General features: G+C 64.4%; 15 protein-coding genes. 3 read left to right on the forward strand and 12 right to left on the reverse strand.

What is annotated here, in order from left to right; translation table 11 throughout:
• Positions 1-136 precede the first annotated feature (136 nt).
• The 3 genes from BGI51_RS15465 to BGI51_RS15475 form a co-directional block, all read right to left on the reverse strand.
• Complete coding sequence (locus tag BGI51_RS15465; protein ID WP_017639713.1) at positions 137-286, reverse strand: hypothetical protein; 150 nt, start codon at positions 284-286, stop codon at positions 137-139.
• Positions 287-312: 26 nt separating this feature from the next.
• A complete protein-coding gene (locus BGI51_RS15470; RefSeq protein ID WP_187978887.1) occupies positions 313-969 on the reverse strand; it encodes a hypothetical protein in 657 nt (218 codons plus the stop codon).
• A gap of 105 nt (positions 970-1,074) precedes the next feature.
• On the reverse strand, positions 1,075-1,284 hold the full coding sequence (locus BGI51_RS15475; protein ID WP_007159089.1) for a cold-shock protein: 210 nt from the start codon (positions 1,282-1,284) through the stop codon (positions 1,075-1,077).
• 696 nt (positions 1,285-1,980) lie between these two features.
• Here BGI51_RS15475 and BGI51_RS15480 point away from each other — a divergent pair.
• Entirely contained in the window at positions 1,981-2,250 is a 270-nt protein-coding gene (locus BGI51_RS15480; protein ID WP_252977097.1) for a hypothetical protein, read from the forward strand.
• Positions 2,251-2,575: 325 nt separating this feature from the next.
• The gene (locus BGI51_RS15485; RefSeq protein ID WP_187978888.1) at positions 2,576-3,427 is read left to right on the forward strand and encodes a CvfB family protein; all 852 of its coding nucleotides are present in this window, start codon (positions 2,576-2,578) and stop codon (positions 3,425-3,427) included.
• Here BGI51_RS15485 and BGI51_RS15490 read toward each other — a convergent pair.
• The 6 genes from BGI51_RS15490 to BGI51_RS15515 form a co-directional block, all read right to left on the reverse strand.
• Positions 3,381-6,002 (reverse strand): ligase-associated DNA damage response DEXH box helicase, encoded by a 2,622-nt coding sequence (locus tag BGI51_RS15490; RefSeq protein ID WP_187978889.1) that lies wholly within the window; start codon positions 6,000-6,002, stop codon positions 3,381-3,383. The two genes, BGI51_RS15485 and BGI51_RS15490, sit on opposite strands and share 47 nt — an antisense overlap.
• Before the next feature lie 11 nt (positions 6,003-6,013).
• The gene (locus tag BGI51_RS15495) at positions 6,014-7,345 is read right to left on the reverse strand and encodes a deoxyguanosinetriphosphate triphosphohydrolase (RefSeq protein ID WP_007159085.1); all 1,332 of its coding nucleotides are present in this window, start codon (positions 7,343-7,345) and stop codon (positions 6,014-6,016) included.
• Between the two features lie 94 nt (positions 7,346-7,439).
• On the reverse strand, positions 7,440-8,618 hold the full coding sequence (locus tag BGI51_RS15500) for an EAL domain-containing protein (protein ID WP_133859536.1): 1,179 nt from the start codon (positions 8,616-8,618) through the stop codon (positions 7,440-7,442).
• A gap of 99 nt (positions 8,619-8,717) precedes the next feature.
• Positions 8,718-9,059 (reverse strand): hypothetical protein, encoded by a 342-nt coding sequence (locus BGI51_RS15505; protein ID WP_187978890.1) that lies wholly within the window; start codon positions 9,057-9,059, stop codon positions 8,718-8,720.
• The gene (locus BGI51_RS15510; RefSeq protein ID WP_133859534.1) at positions 9,056-9,448 is read right to left on the reverse strand and encodes a phage holin family protein; all 393 of its coding nucleotides are present in this window, start codon (positions 9,446-9,448) and stop codon (positions 9,056-9,058) included. The genes BGI51_RS15505 and BGI51_RS15510 overlap by 4 nt, the downstream gene beginning before the upstream one ends.
• A gap of 15 nt (positions 9,449-9,463) precedes the next feature.
• On the reverse strand, positions 9,464-9,859 hold the full coding sequence (locus tag BGI51_RS15515) for a DUF883 family protein (RefSeq protein ID WP_187978891.1): 396 nt from the start codon (positions 9,857-9,859) through the stop codon (positions 9,464-9,466).
• A 351-nt stretch (positions 9,860-10,210) separates the two neighbouring features.
• Here BGI51_RS15515 and BGI51_RS15520 point away from each other — a divergent pair, with 351 nt between their 5' ends.
• Positions 10,211-10,498 (forward strand): DUF3509 domain-containing protein, encoded by a 288-nt coding sequence (locus BGI51_RS15520; RefSeq protein WP_007159080.1) that lies wholly within the window; start codon positions 10,211-10,213, stop codon positions 10,496-10,498.
• 143 nt (positions 10,499-10,641) lie between these two features.
• Here the strand turns inward: BGI51_RS15520 and BGI51_RS15525 are convergent, their stop codons facing one another.
• From BGI51_RS15525 to rfbD, 3 genes are all read right to left on the reverse strand, one after another.
• Positions 10,642-11,076, reverse strand: a complete 435-nt coding sequence (locus BGI51_RS15525; protein WP_187978892.1) for a hypothetical protein — start codon at positions 11,074-11,076, stop codon at positions 10,642-10,644.
• Positions 11,077-11,091: 15 nt separating this feature from the next.
• Positions 11,092-11,373, reverse strand: a complete 282-nt coding sequence (locus tag BGI51_RS15530) for a DUF3509 domain-containing protein (protein ID WP_187978893.1) — start codon at positions 11,371-11,373, stop codon at positions 11,092-11,094.
• Positions 11,374-11,470: 97 nt separating this feature from the next.
• Positions 11,471-12,349: a dTDP-4-dehydrorhamnose reductase gene (gene rfbD, locus BGI51_RS15535; RefSeq protein ID WP_187978894.1), complete on the reverse strand. Its 879-nt coding sequence runs from the start codon at positions 12,347-12,349 to the stop codon at positions 11,471-11,473.
• Positions 12,350-12,374 lie beyond the last annotated feature (25 nt).

The raw sequence follows: 12,374 nt of genomic DNA on the forward strand, positions 1-12,374 counted from the left end.
GTTGAAGAGAAAAAGGGGCCGATAGACGTCGGAGTGTGGGCATTATGCAGTAAGGAGGGAGGGGCGAGCCAACCCCAAGGGGCAGGGCGCGGATAAAGAAACGACCGCCGCAGCAGTCGTTTCCGGAAAGGCGGGATCAGTTGTAGCCGGTGGCGTCCTTGGTACGGTCCGGACTGTTAGGCGAAGGCGGATCGCGCCCGTCGTCGGTCTTGGCGTGCTCGGTGCGCAGGGGCTTTTCGTCCTTGGGCAGTTCGCGTTCGTCGGCTTTGCGCTTTTCTTCGGCCATGGGATCCTCGTCTACGTGATTGCCGGTCAAGGTGTGACCGGCGCAGACGTTTCGCCGTTCCCCTGGGGCGAGGAGTGGTCAGCGAACACGCCGGCGTTCTGCAGCTGGCGCAGGGCTTCGTTGACCTGGCGGGCGAAGGATTCCTCGATGGCGGTCCCGGCCTGATGGCTGGCGGCCAGGGGCAGGAACCACACCCCCATCCAGGTGCGCACCGAGCTGGCGTTGCGCACGCGGGTGGACGGTCCGCTTCCCGGCGCGATCCATTCGGCGGTCAGCACATAGTCGTCCCTGGCGGTTCCCGGGACGAGAAAGAAGGTGGCGCCGGTGATCAGGCCACTGGCGATGGCGGCGGCGTAGGAGGTGCTGTTGTAGAGCTTGAGGCGCAGCAGGGCGTCGTCGGGTCTGCCGGGTTCCGGCACCAGGGTGATGCGGTCGAACAGTCCGGAGCCTGCCAGGATCTCGCGCAGCCGGGGCTTCAGGCCTTCACGGGCGACGGCGATCGACGTCGCCTCCTTGGCGTCCTCGACAGTGCCACGATAGAAATTGAATTCCACCAGCACATTGGGCCGCTGTGGTGGCGCGCTCAGGGACGTGCGGAATGGCTGGGAAGAGAGTTCGTCACCGGGAAAGGCGGCGCAACCGGCGAGCAGAAGCAGGCAGAGCAGGGCAGCGAGAGTCTTCATGAAACGCACCTCATCCCTAAGTGGCGATAGCGAAAGCTGGCAGGGGCCAACGTTCGCGCAAAAAAAAGCCCAACCGGGGTTGGGCTTTTTCGAGAAGGCGGGTGATTAGATCACCTGCACCTCATCGGCCTGCAGGCCTTTCTGGCCTTGCACGACCAGGAAGGAAACAGCCTGGCCTTCTTGCAGGCTCTTGAAGCCGTTACCCTGAATGGAACGGTAGTGAACGAACACGTCCGGACCGCTCTGGGGGGTGATGAAGCCGAAGCCTTTCTCGTCGTTGAACCACTTGACGGTGCCAGTTTGGCGAGTAGACATGGATTTCTCCTTGAATAAGATGACGTTGTTGTCCAAAGGACGACAGTTTTGAAACGAGGAGAAACCCATGCCGCGAAAGCTGGCCCTGATGTACTCCAGGTTCTCGACAGGTGAGCCGCTTTGTAGAGACAGCCTCACCTGACAGCGATGGATGGTCTCAGACTGGCTTGCGCAAAACAAGACCTTTGAGCTGCCCGATGTTGACTTTACCGACCATGGTCGAAGCGGTAGCTGGAGCAGGTAAACGGCTGTTGGCAGAGGGAGCGCCGAGCGCTGTCCTGGGCCTCGCCCCGTCGACTGCGAGCAGCGATCCGTGCTGAATCGTTTCCTGAACGGAGGGTACCGGGGAGCGAGACGCAGGGCAGTACGTCGAGTTCGGCAAGCCGTATTGCGCACCTGATGGTTCTGGAGGTTTTTCAGGAGCCTATGCGCCCCCTGCAGGCTCCTTTGAACGTCGTTGCAGGTCGGCACCCTGGTCCTCGCGCCGAGATGTCGCCAGTTGGCGTCCAGGCAGAGCTATTCCGTGGCCGGCCTGAGCCATGCACAGCCGTTGCGGGCGAGGGCTTAGCCTGGCGTGGCGGGTCTCATAGGCCAGTGGTGTCGAAACGGTGATGACCTGCTCAATTCGGATGGTGGCTAGGTGCTATTATTTTGTTCGAATTATTACCCCGGACCGCAAGGGTCCAAGGATCTACTGTGAAAAACGGACTGGAAAGCGCAGGACGCGCACTGGGCCATGGCCTCGCCGGATACCGCGTCGAGCTTCGTCGCCTGAACCTCAACGAGATACTGATAGCGGTTTACCACGCCCACCAGGCGATCAAGCTGACCCAGCGCATAGTGACCAACGAGCAGGCTACCAATCCGTTCCTGTTGAATACGGTCGTGGCGGCGATGCGCGTCGAGGCTGATACGGTCGGTCTCTTCATAGAGATTCCACTCGCAGCTGACTGCCTGACTGCCTGAGTCAGGCGGTCACTGGATTCGACGTGGAGCAGTGGGCGCGCTCCTCGCGCGTGGGCTGCTTCCCTTCAGCTTGCGGTTCCAAGCCGCAAGCAGCCGCCAATAACATGATGCTCCGGCCCTACGGATGTGCCTTCGGCAACTCATGGCGCCGAGCTATGCGGGGATGGAGTCAGGTCAGGTCGAGGTTCGTCACACGAGCACTGCCTTGCCGCCATCAGCGCTGCGCATGCCGCCGAGCGACCTTTTCGACGATGCAGGCCAGCGATCGAGCAGTGGCCTTGATGATCGCGGTAAAATAGACCGCTTTCTACAGGAGTCTCCATTCATGGCCTTGCTGGGTCGCTTCAACAGCTTGCAGATTTTGCGCAACACCCCCATCGGTCTGTTCCTAGATGCCGGCAACGACGGCGAGGTGCTGCTGCCGCGTCGTTATGCGCCGCGTGACGAACCCTGCGCCGAAGGCGACTGGCTCAACGTCTTCCTTTATCTGGACAGCGAAGACCGCCTGATCGCCACCACCGATAAGCCGAAGGTGCAGGTCGGCGGCTTTGCCAGTCTGCGGGTGGTGGAGGTCGGCCGGGTAGGGATCTTCCTCGACTGGGGCCTGCCCAAGGACCTGCTGCTGCCGCATTCGGAAGAGAAGCGTCCGCTGCAGGTGGGCGACCATTGCGTGGTGCACGTGCATCTGGACGCCCGCACCCGGCGGATCGTCGCCACCGCACGCCTGGATCGCTATCTGGACCGCGACCCGCCGCGCTACAAGGTCGGCCAGCCGGTGCCGTTGCTGGTGGTCGAGCAGACCGACCTCGGCTACAAGGTGATCGTCGACAACAAGCACTGGGGCTTGGTGCATCGCAATGAGGCCTTCAAGCCGCTGCGCCTGGGTCAGCGCGAGCGCGGCTTCATTCGCGAGATCCGAGCGGACGGCAAGATCAGCCTGACCCTGCAGGCCCAGGGAGCCGCGGCGGGCGCCGATCTCGCCGAGCAGATCATCGCCCTGGCCAAGGCGCGCGGCGGGGTGCTGGAGCTCAGCGACAGCAGTCCGCCAGCCCTGATCCACCAGCTGTTCGGCGTCAGCAAGGGCAATTTCAAGAAGGCCATCGGCCATCTCTATCGCCAGGGCCGGATCGTTATCGAGGACGACCGGATTTCTGTACGCGAGGACGCCGCGCAGTAGCGCCACGGCGGGGCGTCAGATCGCTGTCATGGCTGGGTTGCACCAGGGATTCGGGATCGAAGGCGCGTGCTCGCTCGTCGGGCCCGGCTTCGCGTTCAAGATCGCCGACCAGGCGGGTGATGCGGTCGGCCAGCTTTTCCGAACTCAGACTCTCGCGCAAGCGCTCGACCATGAGGGGCAGCGCGAAGGGCGAGGGATGGTCCAGGTTCACCAGGCGCAGGGGCAGGGCGCCGGTCCGGGTCAGGGTCTGCTGCAGGCGATCGGCATCGAGTTCCTGGCGCAGGACTTCGGTCTGGGCCTGGCCGAGCAGCAGGTTGTCCGGGTCGTACTGGCGAAAGACCTGGTAGAAGAGACTGCTGCTGGCCTGCAGCTGGCGGTTGCTCTTGTGCGCCCCCGGATAGCCGGAAAAGATCAGCCCCGAGATGCGGGCGATCTCGCGAAACCGGCGCTGGGCGAGTTCGGCGGCGTTCAGACTGGCGAGGGTATCGCTGACCAGGTTGTCGGTAGTGAAGAGGCTGGCATCGAGTAGCTCCTGCCAGTCCAGGCTGACCGGTGAGACCAGTTCCAGGCCGTAGTCGTTGACGGCGATGGAAAAGGTGCAGGGTCTCCTCTGCGCCAGGCGCCAGGCCAGCAGGCTGGCCAGCCCCAGATGGGCATGCCGGCCGGCGAAGGGATAGAGGAACAGGTGCGAGCCTTCGCGGGATTCCAGGGTCTCGGCGAGCAGGTAATGGGCGCTGGGCAGTGCCGACCACTGCCGCTGTACATCCAGCAGCGGTTGCAGCAGGCGCATTTCCGGGCTTTCGTAACGCTGGGCCTCGGCGTCTTCGAGCAGGGCCAGCACGTGCTGGGCGAGGGTGTCCGAGAGCGGCATGCGACTGCCGCTCCAGCGCGGGATGGCGGCCTTGCGCCCGCTGGCACGGCGCACGTACACCGTCATGTTTTCCACCCGTACCAGTTCCAGGGTACGACCGGCGAAGAGAAAGTGGTCGCCGGGCCGCAGCCGGGCGATGAAGCCTTCCTCGATATTGCCCAGGCGATTGCCACCGCCGCCCTTGGACCAGAACTGCACATTGAGGCTGGTCTCGCTGACGATGGTGCCGATGCCCAGCCGATGCCGCTTGGCCAGTTGCTTGTCAGGCACCCGCCAGATGCCTTCGGCATCGGGCTCGGCACGGCGATAGTCCGGATAGGCCGACAGCGAGGCGCCCCCGTTGCGAACGAAGGCCAGCGCCCAGATCCATTCGCCTTCGCTGAGGTGGCGATAGGCCCAGGCGCTGCGGATCTCCGGTAGCAGGTCGTCCGGTTCGAAGCCGCCGCCCAGGGCGACGGTCACCAGATGCTGCACCAGGACGTCCAGGGGCTTGACCGGGGCGGTGCGCGCCTCGATCTCGCCCGCGGTGATGGCACGCCGAGTGGCCGCCGCATCCAGCAGATCGAGGCTGTAGGTGGGTACCAGGGTCGCCCGCGAGGCCCGGCCCGGGGCGTGACCACTGCGGCCGGCGCGTTGCAGCAGGCGCGCGATGCTCTTGGGCGAGCCGATCTGCAGCACCCGCTCCACCGGCAGGAAATCCACCCCGAGGTCGAGGCTGGAGGTACAGATCACCGCCTTGAGCAGGCCATTCTTGAGACCGGCCTCCACCCATTCGCGGGCCTGCTTCTCGATGGAGCCATGGTGCAAGGCGATCAGACCGGCCCAGTCCGGGCGCGCCTGCAACAGGGCCTGGTACCAGAGTTCGGTCTGGGCGCGGGTGTTGGTGAAGACCAGGGTGGTGGGGCTGTCTTCCAGTTCGCGGATCACCTGCTGCAGCAGCCGCATGCCCAGGTGCCCGGCCCAGGCGAAGCGTTCGACGCCGCCTTCGGGCAGCAGGGTGTCCACCTGCAGGCGCTTGTCCTGACGACCCTGGACGAGCTGGCCCGGGGCACCGGCCAGCAGCACGTCCAGCGCATGGGCCTGATTGCCGAGGGTGGCCGACAGGCCCCAGGTCTGCAGCCCGGGATTCCAGCGCCGCAGGCGGGCCAGGGCGAGTTGCGTCTGGGTGCCGCGCTTGTTGCCGAGCAATTCGTGCCATTCGTCGATGACCACCAGGCGAACCTGGCCCAGGGCTTCCTGGGCGTCCTCACGGGAGAGCAACAGCGACAGGCTCTCCGGCGTGGTGACCAGGGCCGTCGGCAGGCGGCGATTCTGCCGGGCGCGCTCGCTGCTGCCGGTATCGCCGGTGCGCAGGCCCAGAGTCCATTCCAGTTCTTCGTCGAGCACCGGCCGCTCCAGGGCGCGCAGGGTGTCCGCCGCCAGGGCGCGCATGGGCGTCAGCCAGAGCACGGTGAGCGGCGGTGGCGCCTGTTTGCGCTTGCTGGGCAGGCCCTTGGCGGTGATCGGCCTGGGCGCGACGAAGGCATCCAGGGCGGCGAGCCAGACCGCATAGGTCTTGCCCGAGCCGGTGGTGGCGTGCAGCAGACCGGATTCGCCGGCGGCGATGGCCTTGGCCACCTCGCGCTGGAAGGGAAAGGCCTTCCAGCCCTGGGCGGCCAGCCAGCGACTGCCAGGACCCTTGCGCGTACGGGGTACGGTGGCCATCGTGGCGCTCCTTAGACCGGGTTCGAACGCCCGGTCATCTCGGCCGCCATGGCGGTGGCGTAGCTGTCGGTCATGCCGGCGATGAAATCGATCACCCGCATGAAGGCCTGGTGCAGGGTCCAGGAAGGATCGGGCGCGCTGTTGCCCAACAGGTCGAGGATGCGGCGGCTCTTGAACGACGGCTCACGCCCGCGGTGCTGCTCCAGGGCGGCGCCACAGAAGGCGTTGAGCAGGATCTCCAGGGTGGTGTAGGCGCCGATCTCGTGCAGGGTCTTGCGCTTGTCGTGGAAGATCTTTTCCCGGGCCAGCGCCTTGGCGCGCTGCACGCAGAGCTTGGCCGGCCCGGCCATGTGTTCGACCAGGTCATCGCCCAGGGTGCCGGCGAGCAGGGCATCCTGCTGGTCGACGAAGGCGCGGGCGGTGGCGTTGGTCAGGTGTTCGATGGCCTTGCCGCGCAGAATGGCCAGCTTGCGCCGCCGCGAATCCTTGGGGCCGAGTTGCCGATAGGTTTCCGGTAGGTCGTCGCCGACCAGGCCCAGCAGCAGCGCCTCGACCTCGGCATAGTCCAGCAGCTCCATCTCCAGGCCGTCTTCCAGATCGATCAGCCCGTAGCAGATGTCATCGGCGGCCTCCATGAGGTAGACCAGGGGATGCCGTGCCCAGCGCTCCGGGCCCAGCAGCGGCAGTTCGAGTTTCTCGGCGATCTGCTCCAGCAGCGGCAGCTCGCTCTGGTAGCAACCGAACTTGTGCTTCTTGTACCCGGGCGCCGCAGCATAGCGCGAGGTCCAGGGATACTTGAGATAGGTGCCGAGGGTGGCGTAGGTCAGGCGGGTGCCGCCGTCGAACTGGTGGTATTCAAGCTGGGTCAGCACCCGGAAGCCCTGGGCGTTGCCTTCGAAATGCAGGAAGTCCTGGCGCTCCGCCTCGCTCATGTCGTCCAGCCAGCCGCGGCCGGCGGCCTGGGTGAACCAGTAGCGGATGGCGTCTTCGCCGGAATGGCCGAAGGGCGGATTGCCGATGTCGTGGGCGAGGCAGGCCGACTGCACCACCATGCCGAGATCGCTTGGATCGCACCAGTCGGGCAGCGCCCCCCTCAGGCTCTCGCCCACGCGCATGCCCAGCGAGCGCCCGACGCAGCTGACTTCCAGGCTGTGGGTCAGGCGGGTGTGGATGTGATCGTTGCTGGTGACGGGGTGAACCTGGGTCTTGCGCCCCAGCCGGCGGAAGGCACCGGAAAAGATGATGCGGTCGTGGTCCTTGTGAAAGGGGCTGCGCCCCAGTTCATCCGGGCTGTGCAGGGGTTTGCCCAGCCGTTCGCGGATAAGAAGTGTCTGCCAGTCCAAGGCCGTCCTCGAGCTATCACCGATAAGGGGAGCGCCGGCGGTTGCCGTGCGGCGCTTCTGCGTTCTGACCTCGGCAACATACGATCATCACCGCTCACTTGGCAAAGCCTGGCAGTTGACTGGCGTCCAGGTCGATCAGCAGCAGGCGCTGACCGCTTTCCAGGAACTGGCTGGCGGTCAGGCAGTACTGGTTGGTGGTGGCGTCGCGGTAGACCGTCGAAAGCGCCAGGCGGCGCTCGTTCCAGCCTTCGGCCAGCAGGGCGTAGAAGTAGGGGCGCCAGGACCAGTTGTGATTGAGGTAGCGGCGATTCTCGCGCCAGAACATGCCGTTCCATTCCAGATTCGGGGTGATCTGGGTACCGGCGCGGTCGCACTGGTAGATGCGCAGCAGTCCGGGAAAGGCCTGGGGATCGGGCAGCGCGCTCAGGGGGCCGCCGTGTTCCGCCCAGGGTCTGAGCCGGGTGACGAATTCGGCGAGTTGCTGGCGCAATTCCAGTAACCGGGTCTGCTGGGCCAGCTTGCCATCGACGAAGCGGCTGCGCAGGGCAGCGAAGCGTTGCTGATGGCTGTCGCTCGCGCCCAGTTCGGCGGTGGCCTCGGCGAAGAGAAAGCCCTGCACGTAGCGGGCGCCGCACTCCAGGGCGAAGTCGAGTTCGGTCTCGGTCTCGACGCCCTCGGCGATCAGCCAGCAACCGGTCTTTTCGGCCATCTGCGCCAGTGCCTTGACCGCGTCGCCCCGGGGGCCGCCTCGCGCGGCGGCCTGGAATAGCCGCATGTCCAGCTTGAGGATATCCGGCTGCAGATCCAACACCCGATCCAGTTGTGAATAGCCGGAACCGAAATCGTCGATGGCGATGCGGATGCCGAGTTCGCGGTAGCGGGCGACGGCCTGGGTCAGGCTCGGCAGATCGCCGGCTGCCTCGGTGATCTCGTAGACGATCCGCGTCGGGTCGATACCGGAACGCTGCAATTGCGCCAGGCTGGGCAAGGCGACGCCATCGTCCAGCTGGCTGATCCAGCGTGGCGAGAGGTTGAGGCTGAGAAACCAGTCCTCCGGCGCGCCGGCGAAGCGCCGCAGCGCATCGTCCCTGAGGGTGCGGTCGAGCTGCAGCAGCTCCGCGGTCGGGGTATCGGGATTGGCGAACAGGGGGCCGACGGAGGCGTGGCGGCCATCGGCCTGACGCAGACGGCCCAGGGCTTCGACGCCGGCGATGCGCCCGGTCGCGGTGTCGATGAAGGGTTGGAAGAAGGCAGTGGGCTGGCCAGAAAACACAGGGCTATCCTTATCGTGGGCGGAGCGTTCAGCTTAGCCATGCGATAAGGGTGCCAGATGACAGAATGGCTCTCGAGGGAGCCATTCTTCATAACGCCGCTAGCGGGGCGGCGGCAGCGGCTGGTCAGCCTGCTCGCGATGGCGATTCTGCAAGCGGTTGACAATCGGGTAGAGCGCCAGGCCGATGCGGGCCAGCCGACCCACCGCGCCCAGGCGTTTGCCGAACAGCGACAGGAACACCGTGGCACCCAGCATCAACGGCTTCTTCGCCGAGCTGGCCACCTTGTCCCGGTTCGGTCGCACCAGGTCACCGATGAGGCTGATGGGATTGTGCAGGGGCTGGGCGTTGTAGATCAGCTGCTGGCGATACATCTCCATGCGCAACCGGACCAGTTCCTTGCGCTTTGCCTGGCTGGTGGCAGAGGTAAGCGGCTGGTTCATGGCAGTAGGCGCTCCCGGTTACGGTTGAGTTCTTCCAGGGTGGCATGGAAGGGCGCCGCACCCTTGACCAGGCTCAGGGCCCGCAGGATGCAGATCACCAGTGCCACCGCATAGAAGGCGCACAGGCCCAGCGTTGCGGCCATGCGGTAGGTATCCCAGAAGGCGATGATGACCGCTGCCGAGACGCCGACCAGTACCAGCAAGCCGAAGATCAGGCTCAGGCCGGTAAAGAGAAACAGCTGGAAGGTACGGACCTTCTCTTCCTGAACCTCGATGCCCAGCAGTTCCAGGTGACTCTGCAGCAGGCCGACCACTGCGCCGGCGAGGCGCTTGACCGATGGCTTGGGCGCCTCGTCAGGCAGCTCCCGTGGAGGAGAGGAGGTGTCCATGGCAGTCCCCCAGGCTTAGCGGCGCGAGGCCAGCAGGCCAATCAGGAAGCCGACGCCAGCAGCGATGCCGAGGGCCTTGAAGGGATTGTCGACCACGTATTCCTCGGTGGTTTCCTTGGCCGCGACGCCCTGGCGATAGAGATCGTCCTGCTTGGACTTGAGCACGTCGCGGGAGCGTTCCAGGCTGGAGCTCAACTTGGCACGCAGTTCGTCTGCCTGCTCACCGGCCATGCTGGCGGTGTGCTTGAGCAGCTGCTCGGCATCTGCCAGCAGGGTGTGGAATTCGTCGGTCAGTGCCTGCTCGGCCTCGCCCAGATGACGACGGACCCGGTCAGCGTTCTGCTTGTGTGCCTGCTCATCGATGTCAGCGGCAAGCTCGTCTTTGATCACGGGAGGGATTTTGTCGTTCATGGCGCGCTCCTGATAGGCGATGGGTATCCGTTTCAGCCCTTTCGAGTGAGCGCTGGAAGCAAAGGTTCCACCGATCAGGACCGCCATGGCGCTCTACCGGCGCCTTTTATAAGGTCGGGAGGCAAGATGCCCAACGACCGGCAAGGCGGACGAATGGTCATACCTTATCGATTTTGCTCTGCTGAAAGTTCCGCAGCAAAACCCGATTAGCAGAGCTGGCTCACAAAATCGGGCACTAGCGCCATTGCGAGTCTTATTCAAGTAGAGCGCAAGAACTTTGCTGTTTCTATCACTGTCAGTTGCGTCGTATTTGATCGTCCATGCACTTCTAGACAAATAAGAGGGGGAAGAATGGAAAACGCCATAGATAGACTGACTGCCGCTTTCAGTACTTATAAATGCTCGGTCACGGCGCCTCGCCCTGATGGCAGTATTGTGCTGACGGTGCAGGATCAGCAGTGTGACGATGCGCGGGTGAACCGGGTGGTCAGCGCCCGGCAACTGGGCGAGAGCCAGCTGCTGAAAACGGTAATCGACGAGGTTCGCAAGGACGTATCGCTGCGGGCCGGCGCGCTGGCGCCGCAATCCATGGCGGTGCTGCGGGCCACGGGCGCCAACATGCTGAGATATTCCGAGTAACGACTCGGCGCAGAAAGCTTCAGCGCGAGACTTGCAGTACGGATGCCCTGGCATTCGTTGGTCTCGAACGTTGAAGATTCAAAGATGCTAAAAAAGATACTAAACAAGTAGTTAGCGTCAGAGTTTTAGCCGTAACGCTTCTCTCAGCTCTTGCACTTCAGCAGCCGGCATCCCGCACAGGGCAGTTGGGTGACAGGCAGCTCATACATGGGGCAGGCGACGTCCACTACACCCCAGGACGGAAAGCCCTGTCCGGCTTGCACGGCAGCCAGCCGCGCACTGGCGATCACACCATTGAGCAGTTCCTCTTCCCGATACAGCGCCTGACGCAAGGTCGGCGAGCGGTAGAGGATGCGTCCGCAGCGGTCCAGCAAGGTAAAGGAAAAGCGCCCGGTCCGGTCCGGCAGCGTTGGCCAGACCTTGAGTGGCGCCAGTTGCTCGTCGAGACGGGCGCAGGTGAGCTGGTACAGCGAGGCGCGTGGGGTATGCAGCGCAGCTGCCGTCTCCAGGCCATCGAGCAGGGTGACCGGGCTAGGGCCCGGTAGCAGGCCGTCGCTGATGCCTTCCATGGTGTGCATAGTGCTGCTTCCTGCTCAGTTCGCTACGGTCAGACGATTCACGGTGCCACTGCCGCCGGCCAGCAAGGCCGTGACGCCATGACCTTCATCGATGGCGATACCCAGGCGGATGCTGTCGATCAATCGAGAGAGGCGGGTGTGGTCATGCAATTGCTGCTTGCTGATCAACCGCTTGACCTTGACGCCGCTGTCGTCGGACAGCGTCAGGCTGACGCTGCCGTCGAGGCGCTCGATGCGGAAATTGACCCGGAAGTCATGCTCGAAAGCCGCGGCGATGAGTTGGAAAGGGTTGTCCATGACGTACCTGACTGGCGTGAGCGGGGTCAGTGCCATTGACTTCGAGAGGCTGGGGTAGTTCTGGAGCAGATCCCAGAAGTATGACCGACGGCCCGTTTCAGCCGCTCACCTGAAGTTCGCGCTCGCTCCAGCACTGGGCGAAAGCCGCTTGCCAGTCGGGTAGCGGCTCACCCAGCACCGCCGCCAGCTTTTCAGTGGACAGGCGGGAATTGATGGGGCGATGGGCCGGGGTGGGATAGGAACTGCTGGGGATGGGATTGAGGCGGGCCTTCAGCTGGCCGGTCTCGCGCAGGCGCCGGGCGATCTGCTCGGCGAATCCGAACCAGGAGGTGGTGCCGTTGGCGGTCAGGTGATAGGTACCCCAGAGTTCGTCCTGGTCGCTGTGGGCGAGCAGCCGGTCGGTGGCGGCGGCGATGGTGCGGGTCCAGGTGGGCGCGCCGATCTGGTCGTCGACGATGTTCAGTTCGTCGCGCTCGCTGAGCAGCCGCACCATGGTGCGCAGGAAATTGTTGCCCTGCCAGGAATAGACCCAGCTGGTGCGCAGGATGAGGTGGCGCTCGGCGTGTTCACGCACGGCGTTCTCGCCGGCCAGCTTGGTCCGACCATAGACATTGAGTGGGCAGGTCGGATCCTCTTCCCGGTAACGGCCTTCCTTGCTGCCATCGAAAACATAGTCGGTGGAGTAGTGGACCATCGGAATGCCGAGCTGCTGTGCGGCCCGGGCGAAGACCTCGGGCACCCGTTCGTTGATCAGGGCAGCGGTCTGGGGATCGCTCTCGGCGGCGTCCACGGCGGTGTAGGCGGCGGCATTGATGATGACGTCGGGCTTTGCGGCCAGGACGCGTTCATGGAGTGCCTCCAGCTGGGTGAAATCCACCTGGGCCCGGCCGATGACGGTTATCCGGGCCTTGGCGGCCAGCAGTTGTTGCAGCGCCTGAGAAAGTTGGCCGTGTTGACCCGCGATGAAGACGTTCATGTGACTGAGCTATTCCAGAAGGGCT

It is taken from the genome of Pseudomonas oryzihabitans, assembly GCF_014522265.1.
In the GTDB taxonomy this organism is placed as follows: Bacteria; Pseudomonadota; Gammaproteobacteria; order Pseudomonadales; family Pseudomonadaceae; genus Chryseomonas; species Chryseomonas aestiva.

Excerpts from the sequence above, each read along its gene's own strand:
- BGI51_RS15465 (WP_017639713.1), bottom strand. The coding sequence starts at position 286 with ATGGCCGAAGAAAAGCGCAAAGCCGACGAACGCGAACTGCCCAAGGAC.
- BGI51_RS15470 (WP_187978887.1), bottom strand. The coding sequence starts at position 969 with ATGAAGACTCTCGCTGCCCTGCTCTGCCTGCTTCTGCTCGCCGGTTGC.
- BGI51_RS15475 (WP_007159089.1), bottom strand. The coding sequence starts at position 1,284 with ATGTCTACTCGCCAAACTGGCACCGTCAAGTGGTTCAACGACGAGAAA.
- BGI51_RS15485 (WP_187978888.1), top strand. The coding sequence starts at position 2,576 with ATGGCCTTGCTGGGTCGCTTCAACAGCTTGCAGATTTTGCGCAACACC.
- BGI51_RS15490 (WP_187978889.1), bottom strand. The coding sequence starts at position 6,002 with ATGGCCACCGTACCCCGTACGCGCAAGGGTCCTGGCAGTCGCTGGCTG.
- BGI51_RS15505 (WP_187978890.1), bottom strand. The coding sequence starts at position 9,059 with ATGAACCAGCCGCTTACCTCTGCCACCAGCCAGGCAAAGCGCAAGGAA.
- BGI51_RS15510 (WP_133859534.1), bottom strand. The coding sequence starts at position 9,448 with ATGGACACCTCCTCTCCTCCACGGGAGCTGCCTGACGAGGCGCCCAAG.
- BGI51_RS15515 (WP_187978891.1), bottom strand. The coding sequence starts at position 9,859 with ATGAACGACAAAATCCCTCCCGTGATCAAAGACGAGCTTGCCGCTGAC.
- BGI51_RS15520 (WP_007159080.1), top strand. The coding sequence starts at position 10,211 with ATGGAAAACGCCATAGATAGACTGACTGCCGCTTTCAGTACTTATAAA.
- BGI51_RS15525 (WP_187978892.1), bottom strand. The coding sequence starts at position 11,076 with ATGCACACCATGGAAGGCATCAGCGACGGCCTGCTACCGGGCCCTAGC.
- BGI51_RS15530 (WP_187978893.1), bottom strand. The coding sequence starts at position 11,373 with ATGGACAACCCTTTCCAACTCATCGCCGCGGCTTTCGAGCATGACTTC.
- rfbD (WP_187978894.1), bottom strand. The coding sequence starts at position 12,349 with ATGAACGTCTTCATCGCGGGTCAACACGGCCAACTTTCTCAGGCGCTG.